An 18,249-nucleotide genomic window follows, 5' to 3' on the forward strand; every position below is an offset into this window, starting at 1 on the left:
CGTTCGCCCATGAGCAGTGTGACCGACCGACTGATCCAGGGCAGCATGTGGCTGAGCCTGTCCCGCGCCATCGTCAACGGGCTTTCGGCACTCAGCACCTTTGTCCTCGCCTGGTATCTCGTACCGGCTGACTTTGGTCTCGTCGCTATTGCAACGACGATTCAAGTCATCTTGAGTTCGGTCACTGAGCTTTCGCTCAATCAGGCGCTCATCCGCCACGAGTCTCCGAGCGAAACCCATTTCAGCGCGGTTTGGACACTGAGCGTGACAAGAAGCGCCATATTGGCGCTGCTCTTTGCCGCCGCGTCTTATCCGATCGCCGAGTTTTATAATGAACCTCGTTTGACGAGCGTGATGCTTGCCTTGAGTTTCAGCCTGCTCCTGAGCGGCCTCGCCAACCCACGCCGCGTCATGCTCCAGCGCGATCTGATCTTCTGGCAGGAGTTCGTGCTGAACGTCTCGCAAAAGCTGGTCGGTTTCGTCGTGACGGTGGCAATTGCCGCCATCTACCAGAGCTATTGGGCTCTCGTCATCGGCACCCTTGCCTATCAGGTGACCAATATCATCGTGTCCTACACCGTCTTGCCGTTCTGGCCGCGCATAACCTTCCGCCATGCCCGCGAATTGTTTTCCTTCTCGGTCTGGCTGACGGCCGGACAGATCGTCAACACGCTGAACTGGCGCATCGAGTATCTGCTGATCGGTAAGATGCTGGGCGCCACACAGCTTGGTCACTATACGGTCGGCAACACTCTTTCGACGCTGCCGACGCGCGAGGCTACCGCGCCGTTGAACCAGACGATTTATCCGGGCTTTTCGAAGGTCCGGAACGACCCGGTCCGGCTTGTCGCAGCCTATCAGCGCGCACAGGCCCTGTTGGCTGCGGTGGCGCTTCCGGCCGGAATCGGCATGGCTGTTGTGGCTGACCCGATGATGCGGCTTGCCTTGGGAGAGAAGTGGGCTCCTGCGATCTTCATCGTGCAGGCACTTGCATCGGTCTTCGCCCTGCAGACCCTTGGCTCGCTCGTCCAGCCGCTGGGCATGGCGAAGGGCCATACCAAGATGCTGTTTATCCGCGACACGCAAATGCTGGTGGTTCGCATTCCCATCATCATCGCCGGTCTCATGATGGCCGGGCTTCCGGGCGTCGTTTATGCGCGCGTGCTGACGGGTCTGATTTCCACCGTTGTCAACATGCTTCTCGTCAAGCGCTTAATCAATCTGCCGTTCTTCCAGCAGCTCGCGGCAAACTTCCGCGCGCTTGCCAGCGTCGCCCTGATGGCCGCCGGCATCTGGGGATTGTCGCATTTCATGAGCGCTCCCGTCGACAAGCTGGCCTTGGCCCTTCACCTGGCCATTCTGGTCATCACGGGCGGTATTCTCTATGTCGGTTCCAGCTTTGTCCTGTGGCTCGCAATGAACAAGCCAAATGGCCCGGAAACCGAAGTTCAGCGTATCTTTGCCAAGTTCCTGTCAAAAGCCAAACGTATTGCCGTTCCCAAGTCGGCTTAAAGCTAAAACGAACATTAACAAGTGAGGCAGAATGACCAGCCTATCCAGATCTGAGCTGATCGCAAAACTCAATGGCATGATCCATGATTGCCTGAAGGACTATGTCTCGCGCGACGAACCGCTCGCGATTCTCGACTTCCCCGACATCCGCAATTGCGGCGACTCGGCGATCTGGCTGGGTGAGATGGCCTATCTCAAGGATCGCTTCGGCAAGCGCCCGGACTATGTTTCCAGGCTGTACGATTTCTCAGCCGAAGAGCTGAAACGGCGAGTTCCCACAGGCCCGATCTTCATTCACGGCGGCGGCAATTTCGGCGATATCTGGGTTGCCCACCAGGATTTCCGCGAAGCGATCATGGAGCGTTTCCCCGATCGGCAGATCATCCAGTTCCCGCAGTCGATCCACTATAGTTCGCCTGAGCGCATCGAGCAGTCCAAACGGGCAATCGGTCGCCACAAGAATTTCGTGCTGCTCGTGCGAGACGAAGAATCGAAGGAATTTTCCGAAAAACACTTCGACTGCACCGTACGGCTATGCCCGGATATGGCCTTTGCCATCGGCCCACTTCCGGACAGGGCCACCCAGATTCCCGTTCTCGCCATGTTGAGAGAGGACGCAGAACGGGTCGGCGGCACCGATCGCAACATTCCTTCCGAAATTCCTGTGGAAGACTGGATCACGGAGTCGAAACGGAAGGTAGATATCGCCAAGAAGCTGGGGGTGGCGTCGGCCTATCTCGCATTGAAGCCAAGCGAAGTTGCATTGCGGAGGCTGGACGCCGCAGCGCACAACCGTTTCGAGCGCGGCATCAGTCAGATCTCGCGTGCTCGCGCAATCGTCACCGATCGTCTGCACGTCCATATTTGCTCGTTGCTGCTCGGCCGCCCACACGCCGTGCTGGACAACAGCTACGGAAAAATTCGCCGCTTCATGAATGCTTTCTCCGGCGGAACGGATCTTTCATACAAGGCAACCTCGCTCGACGACGGGATCGAATGGGCGCGTCACCAGGCGGCGATGGACCATGCCGGTCGAAAAGAAGCCATGAGCTTGCGGGCGTAGGGAGAATTCGATGCCACTCGTCACCTTCATTATACCGGTCCGGCATCAGGACAATGCCCGCGATTGGAGCAGGCTGAAGGCAAATCTCACCCAGACCGTGGCCTCCATTTCCAACCAGACCAATGGGGACTGGCGCGGAATCATCGTGGCGAACGAAGGGGCCGATCTGCCTGATCTGCCGGAAAAATTTTCCGCCTTGCGCGTGACTTTTCCGCCAAACGACCTGCATGAGCTTGGAAAAGGCAGCAAGGAAGACTTCCTCGATGCCTTCCGGGCTGACAAAGGCCGGCGTGTTTTGAGCGGCATGTTGAACGCCGCCGACAGCCGCTTCTTCATGATTGTCGACGATGACGATTTCGTCAGTTCTCGAATCGTGCAACATGCATCCGAAAATCGGGACGCCAACGGGTGGACGATCGACCATGGTTACATCTGGGACGATGGCGGCAATTTCCTGTTCGGCCATGATGACTTCAGCCATCTCTGCGGCACATCCTTGATCGTTCGTGCCGATCTCTACGATCTGCCGAACCGATTTGAGGATGCTTCGCTTGACTGGATCAAGTCGATGCTTGGTAGCCATGTCCGTATCGCGAAAATTCTGGCGCAACGCGGAGCGCCGCTTGCGAAACTTCCCTTTCGCGGGGCGGTCTATCGGGTTGCCCATGGCGGATCGCACAGTCAGGCACCAAGCCTGCTGCGACAGTATTTCCTGAACCGCGGCGTGCTCACCAAACCGCGGCGCTGGTTGCGTAATCTTCGTAAGCTGAGGGTGCTCGGCGAAACTCATAGGCGCGAATTCTTCGGCAAGACGCGGTCGAATCCAGCCTAAAACCCTTTCACCCGAACATCGCACAGGCAGTCAAAATATGAGGCTTTTCTCTTTCGACTTCACCAAGAGGGTTGGTAACTGATGTCGGATCTATTCGTCAGCGTTATCTTTTCATCCTACAATGGCGCCAGCCGCCGGCTGCGCCACACTTTGGATTCCTTGGTGCGCCAGGAGCTTCCTCATGATCGATGGGAACTGATTGCTGTCGACAATAACAGCAATGACGACACGTTTGATCTTTTGAAATCCTATAGCGACAAGCTCCCGATCATCATCCTGCAACAGCACAAGCCCGGAAAGTCCGGCGCGCTGAACTTGGCTTTGGATCGGGTGAAGGGAGATCTTGTCGTCTTTACGGATGACGATATTCGCGCCGAACCGAATTGGCTGAAGGCGATCGTCGACTGCGCCACCGCCCATCCGGGCTATGGCGTCTTCGGGGGCCGAATCGTCCCTGATTGGGAAAAGGAGCCGACGGCCCGCTTTATCGAGTGGATTCCCATGGGATCCACCTTTGCGATCGTGAATGAAACGCAAAGCGGACCGTGCGACCCGACAAAGGTCTGGGGCCCCAATACGATCATTCGACGTGAGCTGCTTGGACCGAGCGTGCGCTACCGGGAAGATATCGGTCCTCTTCCAGGTAAGATATTTGCCATGGGCGAAGATGCGGAGATCATCATTCGTTTGGCGGCAAATGGCGCCAAATCCTATCGATGCGCCGAAGCCGTGGTTCATCACTGGATTCCGGCAGCAAGTGTCACCGAGGACTGGGTGCAAAAACGCGGCGAGCGGCTTGGTTATGGCATGCCGGCGCTCTTTCCCGACGAAGTGCCTGGAGGGGTAAGGCTAAGTGGAGTTCCGCTTCCGACCTGGATCGAAAGCGCGCAATGGGCATTGCGGGCAGCCACGCTTTATCTCTTGCCGCAATCAAAGAAGCGTTTCTGGGCTATCTGGAAATATTACTACATGCGGGGGTATCGTGCTGGAATTCGCCGATATGCGCCTCAGACGCTGGCGCGGTGATCGATTGTCCAGGAGGCGATGATTTGAAACTCTCGGTGCTCATCAATAATTTCAATTATGGTCGCTTCCTGCGCCCATGCATCGATAGCGTTCTGTCGCAGACCTACCCTGACTTCGAAGTGGTGGTGGTCGACGACGGATCGACCGACGATTCCCGTGAGATTCTTGCCTCCTACGGGGAACGGATTCTGACTATATTGAAGGAAAACGGTGGTCAGGCGTCGAGCTTCAATGCAGGCTTTGCGGCGGCAAGCGGCGATATCTTCTTTCTCCTGGATGCCGATGATGCGTTCTTGCCCGGTAAACTCGCACGGATTGCCGAGATCTACGATCGCAACGAGATCGACTGGTGTTTCGACCGGGTGACGACCGAGGAAAATGACCAGCCTCCTGCAGAACTTCAAGTGACGCTGTTCGACAAGCGGCACGCGCTTCGCAATGGCGGCTTCCCTTCGCTTCCGGTTCCGACATCGGGCTTGAGCTTCCGCCGCAGCCTGCTGTCCCAGATATTGCCGATGTCCGTCGCGACCGACGTCGTTCTGAGCGACAATTATATTAAGTTTGCCGCAGCCTATCTCGGCCGCGGCGCCATCGTTGAAACACCGCTGACGTTTCAGCGCATTCATGCCTCAAACCGCTATACGGGCACAAGCAGGGCAAAGACGCTGCGCCCGCGGATCATGATCGCGACAGGGCTGGAACTGGCACGCCGCTACGACGGGCTGCAGGCGCTCGGCAAGAGCCTGGTGGCCGGCGGCATTGCCGAAACGACATCGCTGCTGAAGCTCCGGAGCGAAGCGCGCAACATGGTGGCGGGCGGTCCGTTCGGCGATGATGCCGCGACCGAATTGGCCTTGATGGCGGCGCGCAAGCGTTTGGGAAAGATGCTGCGGAGGGGACAGTCGTGAACCAGCAAGAAACTTTCCCGCATTCAGCAGCCGGTACCGACGTCGGCGCAGCGCCGTTGAAGATCGCCGTCGGCGTGCTGACCTATCGGCGTCTGGACGGGATCGCCAAGCTGCTTGACGTCATGACGCGCCAGATCAGGCACCCCGTCCGCCCCTATCATCTCACCATGGTGATCGTGGATAATGATGCGGCCGGCAGCGCCAAGGCAACGGTGGAGAGCTTCGGCCAGACAGGCGCCTACGACCTGATCTACGTCGTCGAGCAAAACCAGGGCATCCCCTTTGCCCGCAACCGCGCGCTGGATTCGGCACCTCCGGGCACAGACCTCTTCTGCTTTCTCGACGATGACGAATGGCCGGTCGACGGCTGGCTGGACGCTATGCTGGAGACTCGCCAGAAAAGCCGCGCCGATTGCGTCTACGGCCCCGTCCAGCCGGTCTATCCGGAAAACCCACCGGAATATTTCATCAAGGCCAGGGTATTCGAGCGCAAGAAGAACGTGGACGGCCAGCGTATCGGTTATGCGGCTTCGAATAACGTCATGTTCGACTATCCCCTGATCCGCTCGTGGAATCTTCGTTTTGAGGAGAAAATGCGCTTCACCGGCGGCACGGACTATCTTTTCTTCAATCAGGCCATCCGCCGCGGCATGCAGGTTTTCTGGGCTGACAAGGCCCTTGTCTATGACATCGTTCCGGCAAACCGAATGACCTGGAAATGGGTGTTGCAAAGACAGTATCGGCTGGGCAATACCTTCGCAGTCAGCGAGGTTCTGCATGGCAACCTCAAGCGCCGGATTTATCGCGCCGCCTATGGCGCCACGAGAGTCGTGCTTGGACTGGTCATGCTGCCGGCGATCTTGATTTCACCCTACTGGGGCATGCGGGCTCTCACCCATGTTCTGCGCGGCGCCGGCATGGTTAACGGGATTCTCGGACATGCCTATCAGGAATACAAGCCCAATGCCGCCCTCTGATATTGTTTGCGCAAACGCCCTTGGAGAATTTCTGGCCCTTACTATGTTTCAGCCAAAAGCATCATGCGTAACGGCGTCGATGAACTTCATGGATTCAACCAACCGGGCCAAGAATGGTAGACTATCACTGAATTACTCTGACACAACTGCTGTTCGAACCGAACGGTTTTTCGCTCTTGTCGTCGGTCAAATATAGGGGATGCCTGTCTATGACTGAGAAAAAATTGAAGGTTCTCGCTGCCTCCTCGGGAGGCGGCCACTGGGAGCAGATGATGGCCATGCGGAGCGCTTTCGAGGGCTGCGATATCGTCTTTGCAACGACCATCCCAGGGCTGCTTGCCAAATACGACATTCGCGACGGCCTGGTCCTTCCCGATTGCAGCCGCGACTCGATTACCATGTCGATCCGGTGCTTTTTCAGCGCCTTCGCCATCGTTATCAAACACAAGCCCGACGTCGTCATCTCCACAGGTGCGGCGCCCGGCCTTTTTTGCCTGCTTGCCGGCAAACTGACGGGCAAGCGGACGATCTGGATCGATAGTGTCGCCAATGTCGAGAAGCTCTCCCTATCGGGAAAATTGGCTGGCCGTATCGCGTCGCTCTGGCTCACGCAATGGCAACATTTGTCGCGGCCGGATGGCCCCCACTACGCAGGAGCTGTCCTTTGATCCTTGTCACCGTCGGAACGCAGCTGCCGTTTGATCGCCTCGTCAAGGCAGTCGACACCTTCGCGAAAGAACTTTCCAAGCCGGTTCTGGCGCAAATCGGCAAGGGCACCTACACGCCACAGAATATGAAATGGATCAAGAATATCGAGCCCGCGGACTTCGATAGGGTCTTTTTCGATGCAAGCGTTATCGTCTCGCATGCGGGAATTGGCACGGTGCTGACCGCAAAACGTTTTGGAAAACCGATCATTCTCGTTCCCCGGCAGGCGTCGCTTGGCGAGCATCGAAACGATCATCAGCTTGCCACGGTAGGCCAGCTCGCCGGCCGACCGGGCATCTATGTCGCGCATACCGACGAGGATCTCAAAAACTATCTTCTCGACGATCTGGACAGCCCGTCTCACGAGGACCCGTCAGAGGTTGGACGGGCTTCGCTGGTCACCTACCTTAAAGGCTATCTGGCGACAGTCTGACCCCAAGCCCCCCGCGGACCCTAGAGCATGTCTCGCAAAAGTGTGCCGCGGTTTTGCGATAAAGACATGCGTAAAAACAAAGACCTAAAGCGTGACAAGCGAATCTGAAAGATCGCGACACGCTTTATCGGCAAGGCAGGAATCTTCAGTCTTTGCAGTTGCCGCCGGCGATATGTTTGACAAGTTCCGGCACGATGATTTTGGAAGCAATGTCGGGCAGCGGATGGGCACCATCAGGAATCGCTGCGGCCAGATCCCCCGATGTCAGACGCTGCCAGTTGGGCCGGTGGTCGACAAACTCCAGACCTCGTTTCTGGGCCTCCGCCTCATGGGCCGAGATGTAGCTGCCGACAAAGGGGCGGATAAGGCCACGCAGTCCCGAAAACGGATTCATCGCCATGACGATGATCCGCGCGTGCGGCAGGCGCAGCCGAATCTGGTCGAGGATATCGCCGATATCCTTTCGGCTTTGCGCAAGCGACACAAACCGCTGCAATGCCGCATCGTTGGCGTAAAGCTCGATCAGCACGATATCCGGCTGCTCGGCAATAACGCGATCGATCTGGGTGAGAGCCCATAGCGACGTCTCGCCACTCTTTGCGACGCTCTCGACCGTCACCGGCCTTTGCAGGCAGGCTGCAAGCGCCGTCTCGAGAGACGATTGCCACCCCCCGCGGGCCGTCAAAGATGTTCCGAAGGCTACTATTTTCATCGGCGGGGAATTTTCGGCATAACCGCTTTCGGGCGCTGAGAGCATAACCAGACACGCCGAAAGCAGAAGCCATCCATAGACCGATCGTCTCTCAGTTGGCACCGTGCTCCAAAGCCGCAAACGTATCATGGAGAAACCATATCTCGGCGGAGCCCAGAGGTCACGCGTCCTTCCTTGAACCAAGCGGCAGCAGGATTACAAGTTTCTGAAGTCGACCACTCATGCCGGGTTTGACGCGGCTATGGCCTCATGCGGCCTCGCTGATCGGAAATGCCATATGTCAGGACCCTCGCAACGACGCGGTCCAAGCGCCATCACTCCTCACGAAATACGTGCTGCATCTGATCGGTCAGCGGCTTCGTCAGATAGGAGATGACGTTCCTGTCGGCGATCTTGATAAAGACTTCGGCCGGCATGCCGGGATAGAGCTTTATCGACTTCAGCTTCGCGATGCTTGCAGCCTCCGGCTTGACGCGAAGGGGATAATAGCTGATGCCCGTCCGCTCATCCTTGACGATATCAGGTGCAATCGAGGTGATCTCGCCGCGCACATCAGGCGTCGTGCGCTGATCAAAGGCGCTGAAACGCACATCGACGGACTGGCCGACGTGAACCTGGTCGATATCGCGAGTGGCGACTTTCGCCTGAACCGTCAGATCGTCATTTTCGGGAACGACGAGCATCAGCGTCTCACCAGGATTGACGACGCCATTGACCGTGTGAACAGAGAGTTCGTGAACGCGCCCACTGAGCGGCGCGGTAATGTCGAGACGGCGGAGTTGATCGACAGCGGTTCCGCGGCGCTCTTCATTCTCGGCGATCTTCGCCTCAACGTCGGTCAGTTCTTTCGCGATCTCCGAACGACGATCCTCGTCCAGCTGGATTGACTGGCGATCGATCTCGATTGCCTTGCCTTCGGCCTCCGCCTTTGCGGCGATTTCCTGGCCGCTGTTACCCTTGAGTTCGGCGCGGGCGCGCTTGAGCGCATTCAAACGCTGGAGCGTAACCAGCCCCTTCTTGTAGAGCGTATCGACGCCCTCGAGCTCCTGTTCGATCAGGCCTAGGGAATCATTGGTGGCGTCGATCTGAACGACCAAGCCCTTGATCTGCTCGGCCAGCTGATCCTTGCGCGACGCCAACTGGCTCTTCATGCCGATCAGCGCCGATCTGCGGCTATCGAACAACTTCGTCTCGCCGTCGAGCAGATCCCGCGCGGCGGTGCTGGATGTCAGATCACTGATGTTTTCCTCGACATCGAATGACTCGGCGTCGATCCGTTCGGCCTTCAGACGGGCACGGCGCGCATAAAGCTGAGCGAGCGTGCTCTCGACGATCGAAAGCTGTGCTTTTGTCGTCGTGCCATCGAGCTGTATCAACACCTGTCCAGCCGTCACATGGTCATTTTCGGAAACCAGCAGTTTCGAGACGATACCACCGATCAGGTGCTGGACCTTCTTGACATCACCATTGACGACGACCACGCCTTCGCCGATGACGGCGCTCGAAAGTTCCGTCGTTGCTGCCCAACCGCCAATGCCGCAAACGAGAGCTAGCGACAACACGCCGACAATGGCGACATGACGATTGAGGGAACGTTTGGATTCGCTGATAATCTTGTTCAAAATTTTCCCTCCGGCCTATTCGGCCGCATTCATGCCGTCGACCACGACTTTGAGCTGAGCCACACGCTCGGCAATCGGTGTACGCGCTGCTTCAATCGGTGTGCGCGCTGCTTCCGGTCGGCTGACCCGTGCCAGAACTTCCTCCTTGGGACCGAATGCGATCATCCGGCCGTCCTGCATCATCAACACGAAGTCGCACACGGCCAGAACGCCGGATCGATGTGCGATGACAACGACGATGCCGCCGCGTGCGCGCACGCTCATGATCGCGGCACTCAGTGCCCGTTCGCCTTCTTCATCGAGATTGGAGTTCGGTTCGTCGAGCACGACGAGGAAGGGGTCCGCGTAAAGCGCTCTTGCCAGTGCGATACGCTGTCTCTGGCCGGCCGAAAGCGCTGCCCCCCCTTCACCGATTTCGGTTTCGTAACCATTCGGCAGACGAAGAATGAGATCGTGAACACGCGCCGCCCTCGCCGCGGCAACCACGGTCTCAGGCGACATATCCTTCGCGAAACGGCAGATATTCTGCGCGACGGTCCCCGAGAACAGTTCGACGTCCTGCGGCAGATAACCAATGTGCCGGCCAAGCGCGTCACCATCCCACTGGTCGAGTGCTGCGCCATCGAGGCGGATGGATCCCCTGGCGGTCGGCCAGATGCCCATCATCGCCCGCGCCAAAGATGACTTGCCCGAGGCGCTGAAACCGATAACCCCAAGTGCGCTTCCTGCTCTCAGCCCGAAGCTGACATCGGAAATCACCAAGCGTTGGCCAGCCGGCGGCCCGCTTGCCAGTCCCTCGACCGTAACCTGCTTGGAAGGCGCCGCAAGCGCGAGGGGGGCTGGAATTTCCGGAATGGTTTTCAGCAGGTTCGCAAGCCGCCCCCAGCTTTGCTGGGCGGAAACGAACCCGCGCCAATTTCCGATCGCTGCTTCCACAGGAGCCAGCGCGCGAGATGTCAGAATGGAGCCCGCGATGATGATGCCTGAAGAGGCCTGTCCTTGAATGACCAGGATCGCGCCGGTCGCAAGCGTTCCCGATTGCAAGGCGATACGGAAAATCTTCGAAAGGGTCGCATATCCGTTGCCGACATCCGATGCTTGCCGGTTGATGCCCCGGTATTCCCCGTTCTTGCGTTCCCAGATTTCAGCCATGGTGCCCGCCATGCCCATTGCGTGAATGACCTCGGAATTGCGGATCGAGGTCTGCGCAAACGCATTTCGCATATTGGCGGCGTCGGACTGCCGTTTTGAAACCGTACGCGTTCCCTGGTTGGTCAAGAACGTCAAGATGGCCAGAACCAGAGATCCACCAATCGCGATATATCCGATCGCTGGATGAAACAGGAAGCAGATGACGATATAGAAGGGAAGCCAGGGCAGATCGAACATCGCCGTCGGGCCCATGCCGGACAGGAAGGTTCTGATCTGGTCGAAGTCGCGCAACGGCTGAAGCCCGTCCCCGCCAATTTTGACCTTCAACGGCGCCTTGATGAGCGCCCGGAACACACGTCCATTCATCATCTCGTCGAGCGCACCGGCAACACGCACGAGCATTCTGCTTCTGAGAACTTCGAACGCTCCCTGGAAGGCGTAAAGAGTTAACGCAAGTATTGCCAAGGCAGTCAGCGTCGGTATGCTTTTGCTTGGGATGACTCTGTCATACACCTCAAGCATAAAAAATGAACTTGTAAGATAAAGGATATTGATAAGCGCGCTAGCTATGCCAATGAAGATAAGCCCGCCTTTGCACTTCCGTAAAGCTTGGGATGGCTCGCTGACATCGGTTGCCGAACTCTGAAACACGAAATATTCCTCTCATACCGCATGGCACACAACCCCAAAAGGCGAGTGTGCACTGCAGCTACGGGTCCATCAAAACCCGATCAATGACATGACTGCCTTTGGACCCTCGGCACCGGTGCCAAATTCCGCTTGCAAGTCCACAGCCTATTATATGAATCCCACCGAAAAGTGACCAACAAAAAAACCAATTGATAGCGCGTGATTTCAGGGGTTCTACGTTAAAGCTACGCTAAATATACCGGCCTAAGCAAGTGAAAATCGCAAACCGCCCAATTACGGCTCAAGGCGATGACCGTGTCGCGCGCCATAAACACGATGCTTACTGTTGTATTAACTATAAATTTAAACTATAGTTCGCTCTGCTTATGAACGGCTGAAATATTTTTCCAGCGTTCCTTTAGTCCATTCCGATAGCCGGCAGCAATTCATGATCGAACGTTGAAGCCGGAAAACGTCAGTCGGACGATGACAACCGTCCGACGCTCTCTCAGCGTTGGCCTGCCTCAGATCAGCAGGTGCGCGGCTTGGCTGGAATGGAATGCATCGACATTGATGGACACACCGAGCGAGTCCGTGTCGATGTGCGAAGCGCCGTCAGAAATTTTGTACTGGAAGGTTTCGCTGACGTTGCCGCTGAGGCCGGCGAGTTTCGTCACGTCTACTGTATAGGTATAGTCGCCATCGCTCTCGACATGGATGACCCCATATTTCCCGGTCAGCGTCAGGCCATGCTTATCTACTGCGCTGTCACCGAAGCGGCGGAGCAGCACGATTCCGTTAAGAGCATTGTCGTTATCAAGAAGATTGCCGTGATAAGCGCTGCCAGTATCGGTCGAAATCTTCAAGTTGTCATGGACTGCGACAATTTTCGGCGCGGCGACTGCAGGTACGGTCGCGACCGTCGTTTCCGTCGCAGGCGCCGGGGTGCTATGTTGCGGTGGCGCGGCCACTTCCGCAGGGTGATCGACCACCGGTTCAGCAGGCGCCTGCTCGTGGTTCGACGACGCACCACCATCCGTGCTGCCGGCGGCGCTGTCGAGCTCGGCCTGTGCTTGCTCGAACGTCTTGTTCTCACCAACAAAGAACGTGTTTTGCGCGGCGATTGCGGCCGGCATCGTCAGCGTCAATACGTCGCTATCTATAATATTATCATGGAAGGAGCCCGACGCAGGCCGGTCGACCTTAAGTGCCGCGGAGGACAGATCGTCAAAAACGTTGTCATGAACATCGATATTCTCGCGAATATAGACGGGGTTGCCGGCGGCGCTGACCAGAACCCCATAAACCCCGCCATGGATATAATTTCCGCTGATGTCATAGTTTTTCGCATCGCCCTGATCGCCAAGGCCGATGCCATAGGACCAACTGTAGCCGCCATATCCCGAGATGTTGTTATCGTGGATGGCTATATTGGTGCCCGCCTGAGCACTCAAGCCGAAGCCGCCGCCGATGAGCGTGTTGCCCTCGACCAGGGCATCCTGAGCTCGGATCAGCACCAGGACACCTTTGGCGCTGTTGGTTTGCGTCTGCTCCAGATGATTGTCCTTGACGAGAATGTTGCTGCTGTCGTTGAGCTGAATGGCGTCTGCCGCGCTTCCCTGGGCGTTGGTGACGGTGTTGTTGATCAAGGTGACGCCGTTGACCTTCTCCATCCAAATCCCATCGGAATGGACACCGGTCAGCGTGCTGTTCTCGATGGTGATGTTCTGGCTGCTTTGGAAACTGACGGATCCGGGCTTTCCGGCAAGGCCCGTATTCGTCACCTCGACGTTCCGCACGACCCAGTTGGACACGTTCCCTGCATATATCGCGTTCGCCCCAGTGTCGGCGATCTTGATATTCTCGATAACGATATTCGAGGCCTTGGAACCATGGATGCCATCATTGCTGCTGTGAATGACCGGTGCGTCGCCAAGACCGTAGCTGCCAATCGTGATCGGAGCCGTGACGCTTCCGGAGTATTTCAAATCGAATTGTTCATTGAACACGCTTCCGGCAGCAAGCAGCACGCTGTCGCCGGGGTTCAGCCTCAGTGACTCGACGGCGGACAATGTCGCGAAAGCCGAATTCTCCGTGGTTCCGCTATTGTGGTCGGATCCTGTCGCTGAATTCACGTAGTAGACGGTCATGCTCTGATCTCCCGGAGGTAATGGAAATCTTCTAAGCCCGCCTCCCTCTCCGTCAGCTAAAATGAAACACTAAAATTCTTTCTATCTGTCGATATTCTTGATCGCAGGGGGTACTTTCTTCGTCTTCAAGGTAATTTTTCATGGCGCCAAAGTTGTAACGCACAAAAGATATGTATTTTTACTAGAATGTCAGTTCGATAGCAGTCCATTTTGCGTAACCGGCGGATTGCTGTGATCATGCCGCCACAACTGCGAAGGTTCTCCCTCAGCGTATCCTACAATGGAAATGACAGTGATGAACTTAATATGATGTGAGATGGGTATCGAGACTACACGGCAAAATCATCAAAAGAGATTGCTAGCCCAATGTGATTATTTGACAATTTCATCGACATGGAAGTGAATATCTGTATTCCCATTGATTGCCTCAGAATAAAATTCCTTACATTCTGAAGAAATATATGCAGCCGTCCGTTACACTGCGTATTCACTTATTATTAATGCACTAAGCTGCCAGTGTTTCATCCTATTACCCCGATTGTAGGTGTGCCATTATTGCATATAAGGCGCTCTAATGTTCATATCATGTTAATCTCAGCCTTGACTCTCTGTATTAACATATCCTTAATCCTACCCGTCGCTAAGGTTAAAATTGGCCAGCGAAGATCAATTCAAGGAGAGACAACAATGGCTATTCACGCAACCGACGATACTGCAACATTTCTGGAAACCGACGTCATCTCGGGAAACTTGCTGAGCAACGATTCATCTGACAACGGCCACCTATTCCTTCGCGCATTCGACCAGCAGAGCGTTGGCGCCAAGCAGGGCAACAGCCAGGTTACTGAAATCCAGGGCGACTACGGCACCTTCTTCGTCAAACCGGACGGCAGCTACACCTATGTTCTGAGCGCTGCTGCGAAGGTCAACTTCACCAATGGTGAATTGCTCCAGGAAAAGGTCTCGTACAAGATCTCCGACGGCAGCGGTCATACCGATGTCGGCCTGTTCACCCTGAATATTCAGGGCGTCACTCAGGTCAAGCCGATCGCTGTCGACGACCATTACAGCTTCAACGAAGGCAGCCCGATCGGCGGCAATGCGCTCGACAACGACATTCCCGGCGACAATGGACATCTCTTCCTCCGTCAGTTCGCCGGCACGAACGTCAACGGCAACCCGAGCGCAACCACCGACGTCGCCGGCACCTATGGTACGTTCCATGTCAAGGCCGACGGCTCATTCACCTATGATCTGGCAGCAGATATCGCACCGGGCGATCACGTCACAGAAACCATCCAGTATTATAAGATCTCCGACGGCCAAGGTCACACGGATGCCGGTATTTTGACGCTCAATATTACGGGCACGGATTTTGTCTCAGGCGCCACCGTCTGATCAATAGCCAATCAATCGACAACGCCCGCCGCGCGAGCGTCGCGGCGAGCGTTGAACAACGGACGTTGTGACCCCCGGAGCCTTCGGCAGAAAAACGCTGATGATTATTTGCTGCAGCGCTGCCGGAATCGCGCTGTCGCTCGGTCCCCAACGCCTGCCCAGGCTCGGTCGAAGATAGGGCGGAGTTGTGGGCTGATGACTTTAATGGTGACGTTGACCCTGCAACGGTCGCCAAGTTTCAGCATCGTCGTGAGATCGCTATCGAGCGCAGTCTTTGCCGCTGAAAGCGTTGCGTCAGTAAAATCGTTCCAGAAATAAAACCGGGTCAAAATCATCGACTCGTCGTGGGGCGCGAGAGCAACCGAACGCTTCATCATTCCGGCAATCGAAAGCGGCTCTTCCGCAATCACAGACTGGACGGCCGCGAGACGAAGCCAAAAATTGCTGTTCGTCGGCATGCACGAAACCGCATGCTGTAGAAAGTGACGGGCACCCGATGCGGCCGCAGCCCAAGCGTCGTAATCGACATCGATATTCTGCCGATCGAGTTGCGCCAAGACGAGAGTAACGCCAGGAGCCACGATGTCGGATCGGCAATAATGCCCGTCAACCATGGCGACGGTCCGCGCCGCGTATTTGGCGGTGACGTCATTCGCGACCGTGGCGCCACGCTCGATCCTTTCCGCGACGATCGAGATGCTGGCCGTTCTTATCGAAGCGTACAGCTCTCGACCGGCGAACATCGCAAAGGCGACGGCGACGACAACGAAAACAATCCTAGTAACCGAAACGAACTGACCGCGAAGCATCAGCTTTCAGTGTAGTATCGCGAGTACCGCTTATAATAATACTCGCTGGAGCCGAATGTGCGATAAAGCTTCATCTGCGACGGGTCGACCTTGGTCAATATCGCACCGACGCATTTCGCATAGAGCTCCGGCTCGGACAGCAGGGTGGACTGCACGACCTTACGCGATGTTTTCCCCCACTCGATAACGAAAACCACTGCATCGAGCTTGGAGTTGATGGCGCGCGCATCCACAACAGGCGCCAAAGGCGGCAGGTCGACAATAATGTAGTCGAAGCTTTGACGCGCCATTTCGAGAAGTTGATCCATGCCGCGTGAGGCGAGCAGCTCCGAGGAATGCGGGACACGATACCTTGCAACCGTCGGCAGAAATGCAAGCTTCGTTCTGGGATCGAGAAGGATCAGATCCTTGAGAGGACGGCCATCGACGATCGCCTCGAGCAAGCCGGCCTCGGCATGACGGCCGATTGCCCGGGTCGAACCGGGATTGCGCATGTCGCCGTCGATAAGCAGGCAACGGGCGCCCTGCATTGCCAGAAGCTTGGCAAAATTGATGGATGTCGTCGACTTCCCCTCTCCGGGCAGGCTCGACACCACGCCTATGACCTTGCAGCGCTGATCGGCCGCACTGAGGTCGATCGCGATCTTGGCGCTCCGAAGCGTCTCGGCAAACGCTGAGAGCGGGTGCTCCTCGACATAGGTCGTGGTCTTGCTACCCCTGGCGATGCTTCGCGGATTGCTTGGATCGACGAGGGACGGATCATCGACGTTATCGTCAACCAGCGGCATGACGCCAAGCGACTCGACATCGAGTACTTCCTTGATGTCATCGCCGGTACGGAAGAACCGATCCCGGAATTCCCGGAAAGCGCCTATACCGCTTCCGACCGCACATCCGAGGAACATCGCAAAAGCGACGACGAGGGCTCTCTTCGGTGCACTCGGCTTCGTTGGGGTTTCCGCCATCGTGATGATGCGGGCAGCCGTAATCGGGAAGCTCTGCTGCTGAATTGCTTCTTGGTAGCGCGTCAGGAAGCTCTGATAGAGATTCTTGTAGGTATCGCGCGTGCGCTCGAGTTCGCGAACCTGCACCTGCGTTTCGCCGGCCGTCGCAGCAACGCCCGTTGCCTGTGTGACACTGTCACGCAAGGAATTTTCCCGCGACTTCGCGACCTGCAGCTCGCTTTGGTAGCTCTCGGCGATGCGGTTCAACTCATCGAACATGAGTCTCTTATATTCTTCCATCTCCGCACGAAGCCGAACCGCCTGGACGTGATCGGGACCGAGCCGCGCCTCAATTTCGGTTTCGAGCTTGGAAGCCTCCAGATATTTCTTGCGCAGCTCGTTCGAAATGGAGCTGTCGAGCACATCCGTGACGATCGCATCGGTCTGCTTGGCGTCGATGATCGATTTGACGCGCGCATATTTTGCCTCGGCCTTCGCCGTCTCGGCCTGGGCATTGATCAATTGCGTGTTTATCTCGGAAAGCTGCTGCTCGCTGATCAGCGTGCCGGATCCGGCCTCGACAAGCCCATGCTCGCTGCGGAATTTCTGAACCGCAAGGTCGGTGTCCAGCGCCTGCTGCCGGAGTTCCTCGATACGCTCCTGCAGCCATTGGCCGGCGCGGCGTGTCGCCTCATATTTCGAATTGAGTTTATCGACCAGATAGACATCGGCAATGGCCGCTGCGATCTGACGCGCCATATCGGGTGACTGCGAGGTATAACTGACATCGAGAACGTAGGATTTGCCGACACGCTCGACATCGATATTGCCGGCCACGGTTTCCGCAGCGTTCCGCCGCTGCATTTCGGGATCGGGCGCTACTGCCGCGTCATCGGCAAACCATGATCTGAAATTCACCAGGGATTTCAGCGTTGCGACTGAAAACAGCGAATTCCGCTGTGCATTGAACACCGGATCGTCGACCAGTTTCAGCTTGTCGACGACGGCATAGGCGATCGTGTCGGACTTCAACAGCTCGACCTGGCTGAGGACAGTACCTTCGTCATCATCCATTTGGCCGAAAGCCGCCAACTGGTTGATCACCTGGTTGTCGCTGCGGTCGATCAGCACGCTTGTGTCGGCGGTGTAGACCGGCACCGAAGTCAGCACATATACAATGCCGAGAATAGCGAAGGCGAAAGCGCACGCCGCAACCATCCGCCACTGTCGGCGGGCAATCGCGATGAGCTTGTCGAAATCGATGAAGTCAGCTTCGTTTCCCGTATCGCGGGAGGGGTCGATACGTGGCGTAAGTTTATCTGGCGATAGCAATTTCGATCTCCAACTAAGGCGTCAAGCGCCAAGATCTACGG

The 18,249-nt window shown here is 56.6% G+C and carries 15 protein-coding genes; 9 read left to right on the forward strand and 6 right to left on the reverse strand.

Annotated elements, in window-relative coordinates:
• The first annotated feature begins 9 nt into the window (after nucleotides 1–9).
• The 8 genes from HJB84_RS27730 (at nucleotide 10) to HJB84_RS27765 (ending at nucleotide 7,459) form a co-directional block, all read left to right on the forward strand.
• A complete protein-coding gene (locus tag HJB84_RS27730) occupies nucleotides 10–1,512 on the forward strand; it encodes a lipopolysaccharide biosynthesis protein (RefSeq protein ID WP_207581448.1) in 1,503 nt (500 codons plus the stop codon).
• A gap of 31 nt (nucleotides 1,513–1,543) precedes the next feature.
• Nucleotides 1,544–2,575, forward strand: a complete 1,032-nt coding sequence (locus HJB84_RS27735) for a polysaccharide pyruvyl transferase family protein (RefSeq protein ID WP_207581449.1) — start codon at nucleotides 1,544–1,546, stop codon at nucleotides 2,573–2,575.
• A 10-nt stretch (nucleotides 2,576–2,585) separates the two neighbouring features.
• Nucleotides 2,586–3,407 (forward strand): galactosyl transferase, encoded by an 822-nt coding sequence (locus HJB84_RS27740; RefSeq protein ID WP_207581450.1) that lies wholly within the window; start codon nucleotides 2,586–2,588, stop codon nucleotides 3,405–3,407.
• An 81-nt stretch (nucleotides 3,408–3,488) separates the two neighbouring features.
• Nucleotides 3,489–4,433 carry a glycosyltransferase family 2 protein gene (locus tag HJB84_RS27745; RefSeq protein WP_207581451.1) on the forward strand — a complete coding sequence of 315 codons (945 nt, stop codon included), beginning with the start codon at nucleotides 3,489–3,491 and terminating at the stop codon, nucleotides 4,431–4,433.
• Between the two features lie 23 nt (nucleotides 4,434–4,456).
• Nucleotides 4,457–5,341 carry a glycosyltransferase family 2 protein gene (locus HJB84_RS27750; RefSeq protein ID WP_221117537.1) on the forward strand — a complete coding sequence of 295 codons (885 nt, stop codon included), beginning with the start codon at nucleotides 4,457–4,459 and terminating at the stop codon, nucleotides 5,339–5,341.
• The gene (locus tag HJB84_RS27755) at nucleotides 5,338–6,318 is read left to right on the forward strand and encodes a glycosyltransferase family 2 protein (RefSeq protein WP_221117518.1); all 981 of its coding nucleotides are present in this window, start codon (nucleotides 5,338–5,340) and stop codon (nucleotides 6,316–6,318) included. The genes HJB84_RS27750 and HJB84_RS27755 overlap by 4 nt, the downstream gene beginning before the upstream one ends.
• Before the next feature lie 209 nt (nucleotides 6,319–6,527).
• Nucleotides 6,528–6,986: a glucuronosyltransferase gene (locus HJB84_RS27760; RefSeq protein ID WP_207581453.1), complete on the forward strand. Its 459-nt coding sequence runs from the start codon at nucleotides 6,528–6,530 to the stop codon at nucleotides 6,984–6,986.
• A complete protein-coding gene (locus tag HJB84_RS27765; RefSeq protein WP_207581454.1) occupies nucleotides 6,983–7,459 on the forward strand; it encodes a glycosyltransferase in 477 nt (158 codons plus the stop codon). The genes HJB84_RS27760 and HJB84_RS27765 overlap by 4 nt, the downstream gene beginning before the upstream one ends.
• Before the next feature lie 145 nt (nucleotides 7,460–7,604).
• On the opposite strand, the gene HJB84_RS27770 is transcribed toward HJB84_RS27765, so the two are convergent.
• From HJB84_RS27770 to HJB84_RS27785, 4 genes are all read right to left on the reverse strand, one after another.
• Nucleotides 7,605–8,300, reverse strand: a complete 696-nt coding sequence (locus HJB84_RS27770) for an SGNH/GDSL hydrolase family protein (RefSeq protein WP_207581455.1) — start codon at nucleotides 8,298–8,300, stop codon at nucleotides 7,605–7,607.
• 185 nt (nucleotides 8,301–8,485) lie between these two features.
• Nucleotides 8,486–9,793 carry an HlyD family type I secretion periplasmic adaptor subunit gene (locus HJB84_RS27775; protein WP_207581456.1) on the reverse strand — a complete coding sequence of 436 codons (1,308 nt, stop codon included), beginning with the start codon at nucleotides 9,791–9,793 and terminating at the stop codon, nucleotides 8,486–8,488.
• 15 nt (nucleotides 9,794–9,808) lie between these two features.
• On the reverse strand, nucleotides 9,809–11,596 hold the full coding sequence (locus HJB84_RS27780; RefSeq protein WP_221117519.1) for a type I secretion system permease/ATPase: 1,788 nt from the start codon (nucleotides 11,594–11,596) through the stop codon (nucleotides 9,809–9,811).
• A gap of 503 nt (nucleotides 11,597–12,099) precedes the next feature.
• Complete coding sequence (locus HJB84_RS27785; protein ID WP_221117520.1) at nucleotides 12,100–13,725, reverse strand: right-handed parallel beta-helix repeat-containing protein; 1,626 nt, start codon at nucleotides 13,723–13,725, stop codon at nucleotides 12,100–12,102.
• 687 nt (nucleotides 13,726–14,412) lie between these two features.
• Between HJB84_RS27785 and HJB84_RS27790 the strand changes: the two genes are divergently transcribed.
• Nucleotides 14,413–15,123, forward strand: coding sequence for an Ig-like domain-containing protein (locus HJB84_RS27790; protein WP_207581458.1), 711 nt, complete (start codon nucleotides 14,413–14,415; stop codon nucleotides 15,121–15,123).
• Nucleotides 15,124–15,227: 104 nt separating this feature from the next.
• On the opposite strand, the gene HJB84_RS27795 is transcribed toward HJB84_RS27790, so the two are convergent.
• Entirely contained in the window at nucleotides 15,228–15,932 is a 705-nt protein-coding gene (locus HJB84_RS27795) for a hypothetical protein (protein WP_221117521.1), read from the reverse strand.
• Nucleotides 15,932–18,208, reverse strand: coding sequence for a polysaccharide biosynthesis tyrosine autokinase (locus HJB84_RS27800; RefSeq protein ID WP_221117522.1), 2,277 nt, complete (start codon nucleotides 18,206–18,208; stop codon nucleotides 15,932–15,934). Before HJB84_RS27800 ends, HJB84_RS27795 begins: the two co-directional genes overlap by 1 nt.
• Nucleotides 18,209–18,249: the final 41 nt, after the last annotated feature.

This window comes from Rhizobium sp. NZLR1b, assembly GCF_019685155.1.
Classification (GTDB): domain Bacteria; phylum Pseudomonadota; class Alphaproteobacteria; order Rhizobiales; family Rhizobiaceae; genus Rhizobium.